18 protein-coding genes and 1 pseudogene are annotated in these 16,643 nt (G+C 63.9%); 12 read left to right on the forward strand and 7 right to left on the reverse strand.

What is annotated here, in order from left to right; genetic code table 11:
* Nucleotides 1-29 precede the first annotated feature (29 nt).
* From murI to HAP41_RS32585, 7 genes and pseudogenes are all read left to right on the forward strand, one after another.
* Entirely contained in the window at nucleotides 30-827 is a 798-nt protein-coding gene (gene murI / locus HAP41_RS32555; protein ID WP_063982379.1) for a glutamate racemase, read from the forward strand.
* A gap of 61 nt (nucleotides 828-888) precedes the next feature.
* A pseudogene (locus tag HAP41_RS32560) lies at nucleotides 889-1,662 on the forward strand (HpcH/HpaI aldolase family protein).
* Nucleotides 1,663-1,731: 69 nt separating this feature from the next.
* Nucleotides 1,732-2,115 carry a cupin domain-containing protein gene (locus HAP41_RS32565; protein WP_166091283.1) on the forward strand — a complete coding sequence of 128 codons (384 nt, stop codon included), beginning with the start codon at nucleotides 1,732-1,734 and terminating at the stop codon, nucleotides 2,113-2,115.
* A gap of 106 nt (nucleotides 2,116-2,221) precedes the next feature.
* Nucleotides 2,222-2,989 (forward strand): 2-oxo acid dehydrogenase subunit E2, encoded by a 768-nt coding sequence (locus tag HAP41_RS32570; RefSeq protein ID WP_166091271.1) that lies wholly within the window; start codon nucleotides 2,222-2,224, stop codon nucleotides 2,987-2,989.
* A 199-nt stretch (nucleotides 2,990-3,188) separates the two neighbouring features.
* Complete coding sequence (gene rpsD, locus HAP41_RS32575; protein WP_071912408.1) at nucleotides 3,189-3,806, forward strand: 30S ribosomal protein S4; 618 nt, start codon at nucleotides 3,189-3,191, stop codon at nucleotides 3,804-3,806.
* Between the two features lie 114 nt (nucleotides 3,807-3,920).
* Entirely contained in the window at nucleotides 3,921-4,142 is a 222-nt protein-coding gene (locus HAP41_RS32580; RefSeq protein WP_166091266.1) for a hypothetical protein, read from the forward strand.
* Nucleotides 4,143-4,459: 317 nt separating this feature from the next.
* The gene (locus tag HAP41_RS32585) at nucleotides 4,460-5,527 is read left to right on the forward strand and encodes a threonine aldolase family protein (protein ID WP_166091264.1); all 1,068 of its coding nucleotides are present in this window, start codon (nucleotides 4,460-4,462) and stop codon (nucleotides 5,525-5,527) included.
* A 138-nt stretch (nucleotides 5,528-5,665) separates the two neighbouring features.
* Here the strand turns inward: HAP41_RS32585 and HAP41_RS32590 are convergent, their stop codons facing one another.
* Genes HAP41_RS32590 through grxD form a run of 4 tightly spaced genes read right to left on the reverse strand, consistent with a single transcriptional unit; the run spans nucleotide 5,666 to nucleotide 9,144 of the window.
* Nucleotides 5,666-6,928 (reverse strand): serine hydrolase domain-containing protein, encoded by a 1,263-nt coding sequence (locus HAP41_RS32590; protein WP_166091261.1) that lies wholly within the window; start codon nucleotides 6,926-6,928, stop codon nucleotides 5,666-5,668.
* A gap of 1 nt (nucleotide 6,929) precedes the next feature.
* Nucleotides 6,930-8,216 carry a serine hydrolase domain-containing protein gene (locus HAP41_RS32595; protein WP_166091259.1) on the reverse strand — a complete coding sequence of 429 codons (1,287 nt, stop codon included), beginning with the start codon at nucleotides 8,214-8,216 and terminating at the stop codon, nucleotides 6,930-6,932.
* 46 nt (nucleotides 8,217-8,262) lie between these two features.
* The gene (locus HAP41_RS32600) at nucleotides 8,263-8,814 is read right to left on the reverse strand and encodes an O-acetyl-ADP-ribose deacetylase (RefSeq protein ID WP_166091254.1); all 552 of its coding nucleotides are present in this window, start codon (nucleotides 8,812-8,814) and stop codon (nucleotides 8,263-8,265) included.
* Between the two features lie 3 nt (nucleotides 8,815-8,817).
* A complete protein-coding gene (gene grxD / locus HAP41_RS32605; RefSeq protein ID WP_175618047.1) occupies nucleotides 8,818-9,144 on the reverse strand; it encodes a Grx4 family monothiol glutaredoxin in 327 nt (108 codons plus the stop codon).
* Between the two features lie 239 nt (nucleotides 9,145-9,383).
* On the opposite strand from grxD, the gene egtB reads away from it, so the two are divergent.
* On the forward strand, nucleotides 9,384-10,682 hold the full coding sequence (egtB, locus tag HAP41_RS32610; protein WP_166091240.1) for an ergothioneine biosynthesis protein EgtB: 1,299 nt from the start codon (nucleotides 9,384-9,386) through the stop codon (nucleotides 10,680-10,682).
* 50 nt (nucleotides 10,683-10,732) lie between these two features.
* A complete protein-coding gene (egtD, locus tag HAP41_RS32615; RefSeq protein ID WP_166091232.1) occupies nucleotides 10,733-11,704 on the forward strand; it encodes an L-histidine N(alpha)-methyltransferase in 972 nt (323 codons plus the stop codon).
* Nucleotides 11,705-11,897: 193 nt separating this feature from the next.
* Here egtD and HAP41_RS32620 read toward each other — a convergent pair whose 3' ends face one another.
* Nucleotides 11,898-13,091: a low temperature requirement protein A gene (locus tag HAP41_RS32620; RefSeq protein ID WP_166091222.1), complete on the reverse strand. Its 1,194-nt coding sequence runs from the start codon at nucleotides 13,089-13,091 to the stop codon at nucleotides 11,898-11,900.
* Between the two features lie 26 nt (nucleotides 13,092-13,117).
* Nucleotides 13,118-13,354 (reverse strand): BolA/IbaG family iron-sulfur metabolism protein, encoded by a 237-nt coding sequence (locus tag HAP41_RS32625; protein WP_028147489.1) that lies wholly within the window; start codon nucleotides 13,352-13,354, stop codon nucleotides 13,118-13,120.
* Between the two features lie 179 nt (nucleotides 13,355-13,533).
* Between HAP41_RS32625 and HAP41_RS32630 the strand changes: the two genes are divergently transcribed.
* Both HAP41_RS32630 and HAP41_RS32635 read left to right on the forward strand, forming a co-directional pair.
* Nucleotides 13,534-13,893: a DUF427 domain-containing protein gene (locus HAP41_RS32630; protein WP_166091219.1), complete on the forward strand. Its 360-nt coding sequence runs from the start codon at nucleotides 13,534-13,536 to the stop codon at nucleotides 13,891-13,893.
* Nucleotides 13,894-13,996: 103 nt separating this feature from the next.
* Nucleotides 13,997-15,055: an alpha/beta fold hydrolase gene (locus HAP41_RS32635; protein WP_248577248.1), complete on the forward strand. Its 1,059-nt coding sequence runs from the start codon at nucleotides 13,997-13,999 to the stop codon at nucleotides 15,053-15,055.
* Nucleotides 15,056-15,093: 38 nt separating this feature from the next.
* Here HAP41_RS32635 and HAP41_RS32640 read toward each other — a convergent pair whose 3' ends face one another.
* A complete protein-coding gene (locus HAP41_RS32640) occupies nucleotides 15,094-15,267 on the reverse strand; it encodes a DUF1328 domain-containing protein (protein WP_028158427.1) in 174 nt (57 codons plus the stop codon).
* Between the two features lie 183 nt (nucleotides 15,268-15,450).
* Between HAP41_RS32640 and HAP41_RS32645 the strand changes: the two genes are divergently transcribed.
* Nucleotides 15,451-16,638: an acyltransferase family protein gene (locus tag HAP41_RS32645; protein WP_085404298.1), complete on the forward strand. Its 1,188-nt coding sequence runs from the start codon at nucleotides 15,451-15,453 to the stop codon at nucleotides 16,636-16,638.
* Nucleotides 16,639-16,643 lie beyond the last annotated feature (5 nt).

Below are 16,643 nucleotides of genomic sequence, written 5' to 3' on the forward strand. Positions count from 1 at the left end.
GGTAACCATGGTGCCCTTAAGGTAGCGACGTGACCTATTCCCCGACGATCCTGGTGTTCGATTCCGGCCTTGGCGGACTCACGGTGCTCCGCGAGGTCGTGGCTGCGCGCCCGGACGCGCATTTCGTCTATGTCGCCGACGATGCCTTCTTCCCCTATGGCCACCACAGCGAGGACGAGATCATCGCCCGCGTCGTGCCGCTGATGGGCGAACTGATTGGCACGCACGATCCTGACCTCATCGTCATCGCCTGCAACACGGCGTCCACCCTAGTCCTATCTCACTTGCGCGCCGCTTATTCCCTGCCCTTCGTCGGCACCGTGCCGGCGATCAAGCCCGCCTGCGCGCAGTCGAAGACCCGCCGCGTCTCGGTGCTCGGCACCAAGGGCACGGTGAAGCGCGAATACACCAAGGCGCTGATCCGCGATTTCGGGCTCGGTTGCGAGGTGACATTGGTCGGCTCGCCCGAGCTCGCCTCTCTGGCAGAAGCAGCGCTCAGCGGCCATCCGATCAGCGACGGCGACATCCTCGCCGAACTCGCCCCCTGCTTCGTCGGTGACCCCGCGGACGCGACATCGCGCACCGACACCGTTGTGCTCGCCTGCACGCATTACCCGCTGCTGCTCGACCGGATGAAGACGCTCGCGCCCTGGCCGGTCGAATGGATCGACCCCGCGCCCGCCATCGCCCGCCGCGTCTCCGACCTGCTCGGCACGCAAATCGGCGGCATCGCGCAGTCCGGCGCCGAGATGATCTTCACCTCGAACCGCGTGCATGGTCTTTCGGCCACGCTGACGCCGTTCTTCGGCGGCCGCGCGCTGGCCTGACCTTGCGCCTCGACGGCGCGCTGCTAGGCTTCGCCGTCGCCATCTTCGCAGGTTCATCCCCATGCCGGTCCCCGCAACGCCGCTCAATCGCCTCCGCCAATTGTGGAGCGAAGGGCGCCCCGCCTTCGGCGCAATCGCGACAATCCCGAGCGTGCAGACCGTACAGATCATGGCGCGCTCGCTCGACTGGATCATCGTCGATCTCGAGCATGGCCCGATTGGCTTGACCGAAGCGCATGCGATGATCGCGGCCACGACAGGCACGCCATGCACGCCCCTGGTGCGGATCGCGGCGAACGAGCCGTGGCTTGCGAAAGCGCCGATGGACATCGGCGCCTTCGGCATCAATTTCCCGATGATCACCAATCGCGCCGAAGCCGAGAAGGCGGTGCGCAGCGTGCGCTATCCGCCGCGCGGCGATCGTCTCTGGGGTCCGTTCCGCGCGCCGTTCCGCTGGGGCCAGTCGATGCCGGACTACATGGCCAGCGCCGACGACGAGATGATCTGCATGATCACCATCGAGCATGTCGAGGCCGTCAATCGCATCGACGAGATCATGGCGACGCCGGGCATCGACGTCGCGGTGATCGGCCCCGGCGATCTCGCGACGTCCATCAACAAGCGCGGGCAGATGGACGATCCGGAATTGCTGGAGCTGGTCGCCCGCGCCGAGGCCGGTATCCTCAAGAGCGGCGTGCCAATCGGGGGTGTGGCCCGCACTGCAGACTAGGCCAACGCCCTGGTCGACCGCGGTTATCGCGCGATCGCGCTGGGTTTCGACTGGTCGCTGTTCCAGCGCGGCATCATGGCGGCGTTCGAGGGAATCAAGCGCTGAACGAGCCGATCGCGGCCTTGCCGGGAACTGCGACGCTGCTAGGGTCGGCGGTTCCAGGGAGGAAGAACCATGCTCAAAAAGACTTTACTCGCTCTCGCCTTCACCAGCCTCGCCGTTGCGGCCTTCGCCCAGCAGACCGGCATCAAGCGGACCCCACGGCAGAAGGTCGAATTTCCCGACGGCTACAACACCGTCACCGCCATCGCAGAGGTCCCGGCGGGCGGCGCGGCCGGACGCCATACCCATCCTGGGGTCGAAACCGGCTACGTGCTCGAAGGCGAGCTGAATCTCCTCATCGACGGCCAGCCGGAGAAAACCCTGAAAGCCGGGGATTCCTACCAGATCCCGGCAGGCGTCGTGCACGACGCCAAGGCTCATGGCGACAAGGCCATGAAAGTGCTTGGAGTTTATATCGTCGACAAGACCAAGCCGCTGGCCTCGCCGGCGCCCTGATGCGGCAAACCGACCGGCCCCAGGCGGGTTGGTTCGTGCTAGAGCACGCGGCGAGCGGGCCACCCGCTCGCTGCACATATTTTAGTCCGCAGGAACCGAAAGACCCATGCGCGGGACGTCCAAGACCATTTCGCTGCCGCGCCGCCTGATTTGCGACCTCATGCGGGCGTCGATGGACGTGCCATTCGTCTCGCTCTCCCGCCCTCTCAATATCCGCCCCCTGCTGGAGGCGCGTGCGGGAGCGATTGCGCCCTCCGGCTGGGCCGCAATGTTCGTCAAGGCCTTTGCCCTGGTCGCCAGGGACGAGCCGGTCCTGCGCACCGTCTACGCCAAATGGCCTTGGCCGATGCTCTACGAGCTGCCCAATAGCGTGGCGTCGGTGGCGATCGCCCGGGTCCAAGACGGCGAGGAATGCGTGATGCCGCAGCGAATCGCGGCTCCCGAAGCCATGGCGCTGGCCGCGGTGGACGCCGAAATCCGGCGTGCCAAGACGGCCCCGATCGACGATATCCCGATGTTCCGCAAGATCATGCGGGCCACCCGCCTGCCGCTGCCGCTGCGGCGGCTGTGCTGGGCGGTCGGGCTGAATTTCGGCCGACAGCGCGGCAATTGGTTCGGCAGTTTTGCCGTGAGCTCAGTGGCCGCCTATGGCGGTGGCGAGCTCCATCCCATCACGCCGGGCCCGTTCATCGTCAGCTATGGGGTGGTCGAGGGCGACCAGACCATCCATGTCGTGATCCGCTGGGACCACCGGGTGACCGACGCCGCCCTCATTGCCCGGGTCCTGACCCGGCTGGAACAGGTCCTGAACACTGAAATCGCTGCCGAATTGCGCGCGGCCGGGCCGAAGCCGATCCGGGCGGTCCGGACATGATTTCGGGGCTATTCGCATTGACAGAACGGCCCAAACCCACCTAAAAGCCGCCTGCTCGCGGGCCGATTTCGGCCCGCGAAGCGTTTCGCGACCCGTGGTCCTCTCCCTTAAGCTTTGGGGATCGGACCTGTCAGTGCCGGGCCCAGCCCGTCACACAGGAGGGCGCGTTTCCTCAAACCATGTACCTGAAGAGGACGCGATGACTAAGCGCAGTGAGGCGAAGTACAAACTCGATCGCCGTATGGGCCAGAACATCTGGGGCCGCCCGAAGAGCCCCGTCAATCGCCGCGAGTACGGCCCCGGCCAGCACGGCCAGCGCCGCAAGGGCAAGCTCTCCGACTTCGGCGTGCAGCTGCGCGCCAAGCAGAAGCTGAAGGGCTATTACGCCAACATTTCCGAGCGTCAGTTCCACGGCATCTATGTCGAGGCGAGCCGCCTCAAGGGTGACACCGGCGAGAACCTGATCGGTCTCCTGGAGCGTCGTCTCGACGCGGTCGTATACCGCGCCAAGTTCGTCTCCACGATCTTCGCCGCGCGCCAGTTCATCAACCACGGCCACGTCAAGGTGAACGGCCGCAAGGTCAACATCTCGAGCTACCAGCTCAAGATCGGTGACGTGATCGAGGTCAAGGAAGCCTCCAAGCAGCTCGCCCACGTGCTCGAAGCCAGCCAGCTCCCCGAGCGCGACACCCCCGACTATCTCGAAGTCGACCACGGCAAGATGACCGCCAAGTACGTGCGCATCCCCGGCCTCTCCGACGTGCCGTTCCCGGTGCAGATGGAGCCGCATCTGGTCGTCGAATTCTATTCGCGCTAATAGTTCGGCAGAACGACATTCAAAGGCCCCGGTTCACCGGGGCCTTTTTGTTTGAGCCGGCGATTCCCATGTCTCAGGCCATCTGTGCTATGATTGCACATCGCGGAGTTGAGCATGACTCGTCTTCTGGAAGAGGCCTTCAGCAAAGTTTCCGGCCTGCCCGATTCAGAGCAGGACGAACTGGCGCGGACCATGCTTGAGCTTGCCGGGGTCGATCAGCCACCAATCCAGCTGACGGCGGCGGAAGAGGCAGATCTCGCCGAAGCCGAAATCGCCCGCGGCGAGCTGGCCAGCGCCGACGAAGTCCGCGCGATGTGGGCTAAGCACGGCCTGTGAAGGTCCGCTATACGAAGCGGGCGCTCGCCCAATCGACCAAATTCTGACCTACATCGAGGCGCACTCGCCCCAAGGCGCAGGCCACGTGCGCGGCCGCATTGTCGCTCTCATAGCATTGCTAGAGACCTACCCCCACGCAGGTCGAACGACTACGCGTGCATACGTCCGTCGCTTGCCGGTCAACCCTTATCCCTATCTGATCGATTATCGTGTGACCTAGACAGAAATCGTTATTATGCGGTTTCGTCACGCCGCCCGGCGTCCACCCAGAGCTCGCTAACCGCGAGCGAGTGCCATTCCCCTCAGGGAGCAAGTTGATGCTCTATACCCCTCCCCCGATCGATCCCAAGGCGCCGCCGGTGCGCATCAATCTGCTTTCGGACACGCAGACCAAGCCGACGGCTGCGATGCGCGAGGCGATGGCGCGGGCAGAGGTCGGCGACGAGCAGGTCGGCGACGATCCGACCGTGAATGCGCTGTGCGAGCGCGTCGCCACGCTGATGGGCAAGGAAGCCGCGGTCTACATGCCTTCAGGCACGATGTGCAACGTCACCGCGACGCTGGTGCATTGCCGTCCCGGCGACGAGATCCTCGCCCACGAGAGCGCGCACATCATCGCCCGCGAGGGCGGCGCGCATGCCGCGATCGGCGGTTTCCAGGTGACCCAGCTCAAGGGACCCGACGGCCAGTTCACGCCGGAGACCTTTCGCAAGGCACTGCATCCGCGGACGCGCTACCAGCCGCCGCAGACCGTCGTCAGCGTCGAGCAGACCGCCAATATCGGCGGCGGCACGATCTGGAAGAAGGCGGCGCTCGACGAGATCGTAGCGATCGCCAAGCAGCACGGCCTCGTCACCCACATGGATGGCGCGCGCCTGCTCAACGCCACCGTGGCCAGCGGCATCTCCCCGCGCGACATGACCGCGGGATGGGATTCGGCGTGGATCGATTTCTCCAAAGGCCTGGGCGCGCCGATCGGCGGCGTGCTGGCGGGCACCCGCGCCTTCATCGATGCGGTGTGGCAGTGGAAGCAGCGCCTCGGCGGCTCGATGCGGCAGGCCGGCGTCTGCGCGGCCGCCTGCATCTACGCACTCGACCATCACGTCGATCGCCTGGCCGACGACCACGCCAATGCGCGCGCGCTCGCCCGCGGGCTGTCGCAGATCGCAGGCGTCGAGGTGCAGGAGCCCGAAACCAATCTCGTGTTCTTCAAGCCTGATGGCGCCGGAATTGCCGGCGACAAGATGGTCGCCGCACTGCGCCAGCGCGGCGTGACGCTCGCGATGATGGACGGCCGCATCCGCGCCTGCACCCATCTCGACGTCAATGCGGCCCAGGTCGAAGAAACGATCGGGTATGTCAGAGAGATCGTGCGCGGGGCGTAAGTCCGTAGCCCGGATGGAGCGCAGCAAAATCCGGGGTCCTCGCCTCGCGGAAAGATTTTCCCGGATTGCGCGGAGCCTGTCATCGGGCGGCGCTTCGCGCCGACCCGTTGGCTCCATCCGGGCTACGAAGGCGGCTAGCTACCGCCCCATCGCCTGATAGATCAGCGTCTTCAACGCGAGCTGAATCCGGCCACGCTGCGACGGGGTCTGCACCATGAAAATTCCGAACAGATCGTCTTCGGGATCGATGAAGAAGAAGGTGCCGCCGACGCCGTCCCAGCGATATTCGCCAAGCGGCCACGATGTCCCCGATGGCACCGAGGTGCGCACGGCGAAACCGAGGCCGAAGCCGGAGCTTCCGCCCGGATAGTAATTCTGATCGCGCGCGATCTTCGTCCCGGGGCCGATATGATCCGACGCCATCAGCGCGATGGTCTCGGGCTTGAGATAGCGCCGGCCTTCATAGCTGCCGCCGTTGAGCAACATCTGCGAGAAGCGCGCGTAGTCACCGACCGTACCGACAAGGCCGCCGCCGCCCGACTCCCACCTCAGCGGGTTCCGGGGATCGCGGACCTGCGTCATCGGGCTGATCGCGCGATCCTGCGGCATCGGCTCGGCGATGCGCGGCCACTTGGCGGGATCGGCGACATAGTATGCAGTGTCCGTCATCCCGAGCGGATTGAGCAGCCGCTCCTTCTCGAAAGCGAACAGCGATTTCCCCGATATGACCTCGACGATGCGGCCGAGCACGTCCGTGGAGTGGCCATAGTCCCAGTTCGTGCCGGGCTGTTCGGCGAGCGGAAGCGTGGTGATCTTCGCGACGAGTTCGGCGTTGGTCAAAGCTTTGTTGTCGAAGAGACCGGCGTCGGCATAGAGCTTGTTCACCAAGCCCCCGCCATAATAGCCGTAGGGCAGCCCGGCAGTGTGGCGCATCAAATCCTTGATCGTCACGGGGCGACTGAGCGGCTCCAGCGCCAGCGCAGCCTTGCCGTCCTCGGCCTTCGTCTCGACACCGACCGTCATCTTGCCAAAGGCCGGAATGTATTTTGCGACGGGATCGTCGAGCGAGAGCTTGCCCTCCTCGACCAGCATCATCGCCATGACTGTCGTGACCGGCTTCGACATCGAATAGAGCCGGAAGATCGTGTCCGCGCTCATCGAGATCTCGGTGGTGACATCGCGGACGCCGAAATTCTCGTAGTAGACCGGCTTGCCGTGCTGCTGGAGCAGCAGGATCGCGCCCGGAAACGTACCGGCTGCGACCTCGCTCCTGATGTAGTCGGAAACCTTTGCCAGACCTTCTGGCGAGAAAGTGTGGGCGCGCCCCTCGGAGCCCGCCTGCGCACCACCTGCACCGAATAAAAGAACGAGCGCCGCGATCAGCGCGCGACGCCCGAACATGTCACTTCTCCATCGCTTCATAAACCAACTGCTTCAATGTCCGCTGCACGCGCTGGCGCTCGGTCGGGGTCTGTTCCAGCAGCACGAAGAACATGTCCTGCTTGGGGTCGATGACGAAATAGCAACCGGAGGCGCCGTCCCACTTCAATTCCCCGAGATCGCCGGGCGGCGGTGGCTTGGCGTTGCCGGGATCGGTGCGGACCGCAAGGCCGAGGCCGAAGCCGAACCCGTCGCCGGGGAAATAGAAATAGTCGCGACTGACCCCCGAGGTCGGGCCGACCTGGTCGGTCACCATCAGCTTGAACGTCTCGGGCTTGAGGATGGTCTTGCCGTCGAGGCTGCCGCCATTGAGCAGCATCTGCGCAAAGCGCTCATAGTCCGCCATGGTCGTAACCATGCCGCCGCTGGCGAATTGAATTTTTTTGACAACCGTCGGATCATTGATCCGGCCGACACGAAAATCGGCGTCATTCGGCACCGGCTGCGCCAGAAGCTTCTGCTTCTCGGGCGCGGTGACGAAGAAGCCGGTGTCGACCATGCCGAGCGGATCGAGCAGCTTCTCCCGCTCGATCTCGAGCAGCGGCTTGCCGGTTGCGACCTCCATGACTCGCGCCAGAATGTCGGTGGAATGGCCGTATTGCCACAGCGCGCCCGGCTGGTTGTGCAGCGGCAGTTTTGCGATGCGCTCGGCGAACTCGGCGAGATCGAAATCGCCGTCGTAGATCTTGGCGTCGCGATAGGCCTTGCGGACCAGGCTGTCGCCGTAGAAGCCATAGGTGACGCCAGACGTGTGCGTCATCAGATCCTTCACCGTCATCGGCCGGCTCAGAGGCACGAGTTCGAGCGACTTGGTGCCGTCGTCGGCCTTCTTCTCGACGCCGACCTTCACATTGGCGAAGGACGGAATGTATTTCGAGACGGGATCGTCGAGCTTGATCTTGCCGTCCTCGATCAACTGCACCGCAACGACGGAGGTGATCGCCTTGCTCATCGAGAACAGGCGGAAGATGGTCTGGTCCGTAATCGGCGCCTTGCTCACCACGTCCTGCACGCCGAAGGCTTCGCGGAAGACGGGCTTGCCGTGCTGCTTGATCAGCACTGTCGCGCCGGCGATCTTGCCGGTCGCGACCTCGTTCTTGAAGAACTCGCTGACCTTGGCGAGCTTGTCCTGATTGAAATGCGCGCCGGCCGGAATCTCGTAGGTGCCTTCGGCGCGCGCGAGCGACATCGCACCCAGCGACACCAGTGCGCCGCAAATCAACGCACGCAGTCCGAAATGTGAATTCATATCCCCTCCCCGGAAGGTGGCCGAGCGGAGTGTACTGACCACGTCATCAGGCACAAGGGCTGCTGTACCGCGCCAGAACGTCCGTGTGGAGCGCGGCGCTTGTCTCCGAGAAACAACAGAATATGACGTGGGTGACCAGCGGCGCAGCCGGCAGGGCTTCAATGGTCGTGTGGACCGCAATCTTCGCGGCCTGGTCGGCCGGAAAGCGATATACCCCGGTCGAGATCGCGGAGAAGGCTAGAGAGTTCAGTCTATTGGCCTGGGAGAGCTCAAGCGCACGGCGATAACAGGAACGCAGCGAATCCGCCTCGCCGCGGCTGCCGCCGTGCCAGACGGGGCCGACTGCGTGGATCACATGTCGCGCGCGCAGACGGTAGCCCTTCGTGATCTTGGCATCGCCGGTCGGACATCCCCCGAGCGTCCGGCACTCGGCCAGAAGCTCGGGACCGGCAGCGTCGTGGATTGCGCCATCAACGCCGCCTCCGCCAAGGAGAGACGAATTTGCGGCGTTGACGATGGCGTCAACGCCGAGTGTCGTGATGTCAGCGACGATAACCTCGAGCTCGGCGCCGCCAATGCGGCGCGTCAGCTGGGTCACGTGTCAGGCCGCGACGGCGACGCCCTTCTCGGAGAGCAGCTGCTGCAGTTCGCCGGCCTGGAACATCTCACGGATGATGTCGCAGCCGCCGACGAACTCGCCCTTCACATAGAGCTGCGGAATGGTCGGCCAGTTCGAATATTCCTTGATGCCGTTACGCAGTTCGGCGGATTCGAGGACGTTGAGGCCCTTATAACCAACGCCGATGTGGTCGAGGATCTGGACGACCTGGCCGGAGAAACCGCACTGCGGAAATTGCGGCGTACCCTTCATAAACAGAACCACGTCGTTCGACTTCACTTCGTTGGCGATGAATTCCTCGATGCTCATATCCATGTCCTTCCGGGGCGGAGCCCTCAACGATTCCCTCGGGCCGGCCCAGCCGATTTAACCCGATACCTGCCTATATATGTAGCCCAAACCGTTGTGCATCCAAAGTAAAATGGCGGCGAACAGCCCCTTGGGGCCGGTCCAGGCCACGCCGGCCCCATTACATGATGCCACGAATATCATCGCCGGGGAGGACTTTCATACCGTAACGGAGCCCCTATCTAGGACGAACCCAGGTTTTGGAACCGGGCAACGCCAACAACGTTCTCTTGTCCTGTCTGGAGAAAAACGTGACGAAACAAGCCTCCGCTACGGCCACCCCGCCGCTTTCGTCACCGTCGGCCGACCCGCGCGGCCTCGCCCAGGGGCTGGAAGAGGCGTTTCTCGCCGTCCGCAACGAGACCGAGCGCCGGGCCGCGCCGCTGTCGCCTGAAGACCAGCAGATTCAATCCATGCCGGATGCGAGCCCCACGAAATGGCATCGGGCCCATACCACCTGGTTCTGGGAGCAATTTCTGCTCGGCGAGCACTGTCCCGGCTACCGGCCCTTCCACCCTGATTTCGCTTTCCTGTTCAATTCTTATTACGTCAGCGCCGGCCCGCGTCATTCCCGCAATCACCGCGGCGACATCACCCGCCCCAGCGCCGATCAGGTCGGCGCTTATCGAACATATGTCGATGCGGCCGTCGTCAAATTCTTCCGCGAGGTCGGCCCGGACAAGCTTCGCGAGATCGCGCCGCTGGTCGAGGTCGGGCTCAATCACGAGCAGCAGCATCAGGAATTGATGTTCACCGACATCCTGCATGCCTTCGCGCAGAACCCGATCCCGCCGGCCTATGATCCGGACTGGCGCTTCCCGGCTTCGACACGCGCGGGGGAGGATTGGCTGACGCTGAACGAGGGTATCCACACCGTCGGTCATGTCGACGACAGTTTTCATTTCGACAACGAGAAGCCGGCACATCGCGCCCTCGTCGGTCCGGTCAGGGTCGCACGCAACCTCGTCACCAACGCCGAGTGGCTCGCCTTCATGCGCGACGGTGGCTACCGGACCGCAACGCTGTGGCTGATGGACGGCTTTGCCACCGTCAACAACGAAGGCTGGGACGCCCCCGGCCATTGGCGCGAGATCGACGGCCAGTGGCACACGATGACGCTCGCCGGCCTCAAGCCGGTCGATCCGGACGCGCCGGTCTGCCACGTCAGCTATTACGAGGCCGATGCGTTTGCGCGCTGGGCCGGAAAGCATCTGCCGACCGAGATGGAATGGGAGGTTGCTGCGCGTGCCGGCCAGCTCAACGACGCCTTCGGCATCGTCTGGCAGTGGACGCGTTCTTCATATTCGCCCTACCCCGGCTACCGCGCCATCGAAGGCGCGCTCGGGGAGTACAACGGCAAGTTCATGATCAACCAACTGGTGCTGCGCGGCTCCTCGCTTGCAACTCCCGAGGGCCACAGCCGTATTACCTATCGCAATTTCTTCTATCCGCACCATCGCTGGCAGTTCACCGGACTGCTGCTCGCCGATTACGTCTAGTTTTCATCCGACGATAAATGCGCGCCGGACAGCGCGTTCAGGAGAGTATCATGAATGTGCACGCCAGCGCTTTGGCCGAAGCCCATCTCCCCGACGAGCAGACCACCGCTTTCGCCCGCGAGGCCATCGAGGACCTCTCGCAGCAGCCGAAAAAGCTGTCGCCGAAATATTTCTACGACGCGACCGGCTCGGAGCTGTTCGAGGCAATCACGCGCCTGCCGGAATATTACCCGACGCGCACCGAGCTTGCGATCCTGAAGGAGCGCGGCAGCGAGATCGCGAAGATCATTCCGCAGCATGCGGCGCTGGTCGAGTTCGGCGCCGGAGCAACCACAAAAGTCCGCCTGCTGCTCGATCACTGCAAGTTCGCGGCCTATGTGCCCGTCGATATCTCCGGCGACTTCCTGAAGGCGCAGGCGAACGGCCTGAAGCGAGACTTCCCGACGCTCGGCATCTATCCGGTGGCGGCCGACTTCACCACGCCGTTCGAGTTGCCCAAGGCAGTCGCATCGATGCCCAAGGTCGGCTTCTTCCCCGGCTCGACCATCGGAAATTTCGAGCCGCATGAGGCGCAGGCCTTCCTGAAGAGCGCCCGCAAGATCCTGGGCAAGGGCGCGCAGATGATCATCGGCGCCGACCTCGAGAAGGAAGAGCGCGTCCTCCACGACGCCTACAACGATGCCGCCGGCGTCACCGCCCGCTTCAACCTCAATGTGCTCGTGCGCATCAACCGCGAGCTCGGCGGCAATTTCGACCTGTCCGCGTTCACCCATCGCGCGATCTACAACCGCGAGCGGCACCGGATCGAGATGCACCTGATCAGCAAGAAGAGCCAGACCGTGCGCCTGCTCGGCACCAGCTTCTCGTTCCGCCCCGGCGAGAGCATCCACACCGAGAACAGCTACAAATACAGCCTCGAGCGTTTTGCTGCGCTGGCGCAGGGCGCGGGCTGGCGGGTGCGCGAAAGCTGGACGGACGCGGCGAAGATGTTTTCGGTGCACGCGCTGGAGGCGGCGGAGTAAGTGCTCCGTTGAATCTGAGAGCGGTTTCCTGCGGCTCATCCTTCGAGACGCCCGCCTTCGGCGGGCTCCTCAGGATGAGGACGGAGCGCGCGGCAACAGTTTCAACGGGTGCCTATGCCGATTAGCCTCACCCTGAGGAGACCGCGCAGCGGTCGTCTCGAAGGACGAGGCGTGCGCTCAGACAGCTCCAAATTCAATGCTGCTCTGCCTCCTCCGGCTTCGACCCCAGCGACATCGACTCCCAGACCGCGACCACGATCATGATCACGGTCGACGCGACCGACAGCCAGAGTGGCGAGAGATCGGCGGCGAACCACCACAGCACCAGTAGCAGGATGATGCCGATGCCATGGGAGAGCTGGAGGAAGCCGCGGATCGCGTGCTTGAACAGGATGGTGCCGACCAGGAACACCAAGGGACCACCGACCGTGCTCACGATGGTCCTGATATCGGAATGGCCGGTCGGATGCTTCAGCACCAGCTCGTCCGACACTGCGGTCAGGATGATGCCGGCGACGATCGGCATGTGCAGATAGGTGTAGGCGAGCCGCGCCAGCCGGCCGGATTCCGCGGACTTCGAGATGCGCTCGGAGCCGGCCTCGGCGCCCCTGTGGAAATAGACCCACCACATCGCGATGGCGCCGGCCAGCGCGGAGATGAAGGCCAAAATATTATCCGCGGTCCACTCCAACTCGGCGAAGGTGGCGCCGTTGACGACGACGGCTTCACCGAGTGCGATGATGATGAAGCCGGCGCAGCGCTCGGCCATATGGCCGCCCTCGACGGCCCAGGCTTCGACCGACGAGAAGCCGAGCTTCGGGACCCAGAAGCGCACCGCGGGCGAGACGTATTCGATCGCGAGCGCCGCGATCCAGAACCACAGCCGCGCCTCGTCATGGGCGAGACCGCCGAGGATCCAGAAGATCGCGGAGCCGCAGAGCCAGACCAGAATGCGGATCGCGTTGTGCCGGACGGCCGTTCGATGGCGCGGGGTCGCGAGCAGCCAGAAGGCGGTGCGTCCGACCTGCATGGTCGCGTAGGCGATCGCGAACCACAGGCCCCGCCCTTCGAACGCGGTCGGGATCGTGGTCGACAGCACGAGGCCGCCCAGCATCATCAGGAAGATCAGGATGCGGACCGGCGTCAGGTCGGGGTTGAGCCAGTTGGTGACCCAGGCTGTGTAGACCCACACCCACCACACCGCGAGGAACAGCACCGTGACGTGCACCGCGCCGAGCGGGGTGAAATGGTGCAGCAGCGTATGCGAGACCTGCGTGACGGCGAAGACGAAGACGAGGTCGAAGAACAGCTCGGCATTGGTGACGCGGCTGTGCTGGTTCGGAGCGATGACGCGAAACATCGCGCCGCGAGGATTGTCCGCAGCCATCGCCATCCCCCCGTCACGCGATCAGATCAGGCCCCGGGTACCCCGGTTTGCAGCGCCAGAGCGTGCAGCACGCCGCCCATCTGGCCTTGCAGGGACTGATAGACGATCTGGTGCTGCTGGACGCGGGACTTGCCGCGGAAGGATTCCGAAATCACGGTCGCGGCATAGTGGTCGCCATCGCCGGCGAGGTCACGGATCGTCACCTCGGCATCGGGGATCGCTGCCTTGATCATCGCCTCGATATCGTGGGCGTCCATGGGCATTCGGGTCTTGCTCCTGTCTCGGCTTCGAATCGCTTGCCGGGGTCCCCGGACCGGCAGGGCCAAACTTAGCGTGAACGGCCTTCTACGTCACGCATTCCGGCACTATATCCCTGATCCCATCCGGATAAAGGCACGACAAAGTGCCGCGCGCGCAAGATTGATCGAAAAGGCGTGAAATCATGAAGCTTCCAGGGCCCGACCACCCCATCACCATTACCCAAAATCCCCGACGCGTCCGCGTCACGGCCGGCGACATCGTGATCGCCGAGACCAGCAAGGCACTGATCTTGAAGGAGGCCAAATATCCGGCGGTGCAATATGTGCCGCGGGAGGACGCCAACATGGCGCTGCTGGAGCGCACCGACCGCGTCACCCATTGCCCCTACAAGGGGGACGCGAGCTATTACAGCGTCAAGGCCGACGGCAAGACGCTGGACAACGCGATCTGGACCTACGAGACGCCCTTCCCCGCGATGGCGGAGATTTCCGGCCATCTCGCCTTCTATCCGGACAAGGTGAAGATCGAGGAAGTGGGGTAGGCTCATCGCGCCGGGGGCGATCGCAGGTCGCTTCTTCTCAGCCGACACAAGGCTCAGGATGCCGCGCAAAGCCGCAAGACTGATTGGGGTCTCGTTGCTGGGCGTGACCGGCATCCTCATCGTGGTGGCCGCCGCCGGACTGGGTTTTCGCGCCTATCGCCAGCATCTTGCTGCCGAAACCCTCACGATCCACTCACCGAAGGGCGTGCAGGAGGGAGGGTTCGTCGACATCGGCGGAATCAAGCAATGGATTCAAATCCGCGGCGAGGATCGGGATAACCCGGTCCTCCTGTTCGTCCACGGCGGGCCAGGAGGCTCCAGCTGGCCAATGTCGTCGGGTTGGCGCCCCTGGGAAAAGCACTTCACCATCGTGCAATGGGACCAGCGCGGCACCGGCCGCACGTATGGCGCCGCCGGAGACACGCTGGCGCCAACCATGACGCTGGAGCGCATGACGCAGGATGGCGTCGAGCTGGCCGAGCATCTGCGCACGCATCTGCACAAGGACAGGATCGTCCTGGTCGGGCATTCGTGGGGCTCGTTCCTGGGAATTCACATGGTGAAGCAACGCCCGGATCTGTTCTCGGCCTATGTCGGCACGGGCCAGGTGGTTGGCAGGACGACCTTCGAGAAGGCATTCGAGCTCACGATCGCGCGCCTGCAACGGCTTGCGGCATCCGCCAACAATCGCGAAGCCCTGGCGGAATTGGCGCCGATCGCTTCACAGCCGACCCTCACCCCGGAAAATCGCCTGATTGCGGACAAATGGAGCAACGCGCTGGGTCTGCCGCCCGCCGGCGGCTTCCAGCTCGCCGGCCCCATCCCGCCGCTCTTCATGCCGGATGTCTCGCTGCTCGACTTGTACAACTGGCGCAAGGGCGTCGCCTTCTCGGCCAAATATCTGACCGGACGGAACGGGCCGATGTTTCAGAGCGACATGGCCTCGATGGGATTCAGATCTTCGATCCCCATGTTCTTCATTGAGGGCGACGCGGACGGCGTGACGCCGGGCGAACCGGCCGAGCAATATTTCAAGGAGATCTCAGCCCCTCATAAGGAATTTGTGTGGGTTCGCGGCGGCGATCATTTCATTCCGTTCGATCGTCCTGATGAGTTCCTGGCTGAGCTGATGGCCCGCGTCATGCCATTCGCCGGCAATTGAGGGCCGACGTCCCGGCCCCCATTTGAGCGGCAGCCCGGCTATGCCCTGAAGATCGTGAGCCCCAGTATCAGCAGCACCAGGAAGATCACGACGAAGATATAGAACAGGAAGCGGGCGACATCGGCCGAGGCGGCCGAGAGGCCGGTGAAGCCGAGCACGCCGGCCACGATCGAGACCAGGAGAAAGATCAGCGCCCATTTCAGGATCGTCATAACCAACTCCGACTAAAATGCCGCATGTTTTGCGGCCCTCAACCCATTCGCGAACGCTAACTTCGCTGCGCGGAACTGGTTCCTGAGGGCGCTCCGCGGGCAAGGCGCGGCATAAACTGCGCTTGCTGAATCCGGTTCCCGGCGGCACAGTCCGGCCAGGGCAGGAGCGCAATCGGGGCGACCATGATGACGATGTCACATTCCGCGACGATCGGCGCGGAGGCGCACGCCGCGCCGAAAGCCAAGGCGCGCAATCTGTCGCTCGATCGGACCCGCACCTTCCTCACGCTGGTGGTGCTGCTGCACCACGCCGTCATTCCCTACACCTATTTCGGTCACACCGACCCGGCGTCCTGGATCGGCTTCGACGTCGTCGTGCTCTGCACCGACAGCTTCTTCATGGCGATGTTCTTCTTCCTGTCGGGACTGTTCACGTGGTCCGGCATCGCGCGCAAGGCGCCACAGGTTTTCCTGCGCGACCGCCTGTTGCGGCTCGGGCTGCCGTTCGTGATCGCGGCCTTCACGGTCATCCCGCTCGCCTATTACGCGATCGCGCTGCGGCACGATCCCGAGCTGACCTTCGCTTCGTTCTGGTGGAAGACGATCACCGTCGGGCCGTGGCCGAGCGGGCCGATCTGGTTCGTGTGGGTGCTGCTGGCGTTCGACCTCACCGCGAGCCTGCTCTACCGGGTCTCAGCCCACCTGGTCGATCCGGTCAACCGCGTTTCGGTGCGCGGATTTGACCAGCCGGCCGTGTTCTGGCTGCTGCTCGCCGTCGTCACTGCCGTCGTCTACGTGCCCGCGCTGGTCCATTTCGGCGCCAACAAATGGTTCGAGTTCGGACCGTTTTCGGTGCAGGCGAGCCGCATCCTGCTCTACTTCGCCTATTTCTTCATTGGCGTCAGCGTCGGTGCCGCCAACTTCGATCGCGGCATCCTCAGCGCCGAGGGCCAGTTGCCGAAGAACCGATGGATGTGGGTGATCGCCACGCTGGTCCCCTACTGCCTGATGTGGTGCATGATCTACATCAAGCGCGCAATCCTCGGGAATCCCAACGTGCTGCCGGACTGGTATCAGGCGATCTACGGCACGCTCGTCGTGCTGTTCTCGGCCGCGATCCTGCTCGCGATCCTCGCCTTCTTCCTGCACCAGAAGTCGCCGGGGCCGAACCTGCTCGACCGCATGCAGGCGGACGCCTACGGCATGTTCCTGGTGCACTACCCGATCGCGCTGTGGATCCAGTATGTGCTGTTCGACTACTCGTGGCCTGCGATCTTCAAGGCCGCGATCGGCTTCGTGCTCACGGTGTTGCTGAGCTGGGGACTGACGGCAATGTTGCGGAAGATTCCGGGCGCGTCGCACGTTTTGTGAGGCCG

Origin of the sequence: Bradyrhizobium barranii subsp. apii, assembly GCF_011516635.5 — a bacterium.
Taxonomy (GTDB): Bacteria; Pseudomonadota; Alphaproteobacteria; order Rhizobiales; family Xanthobacteraceae; genus Bradyrhizobium; species Bradyrhizobium barranii.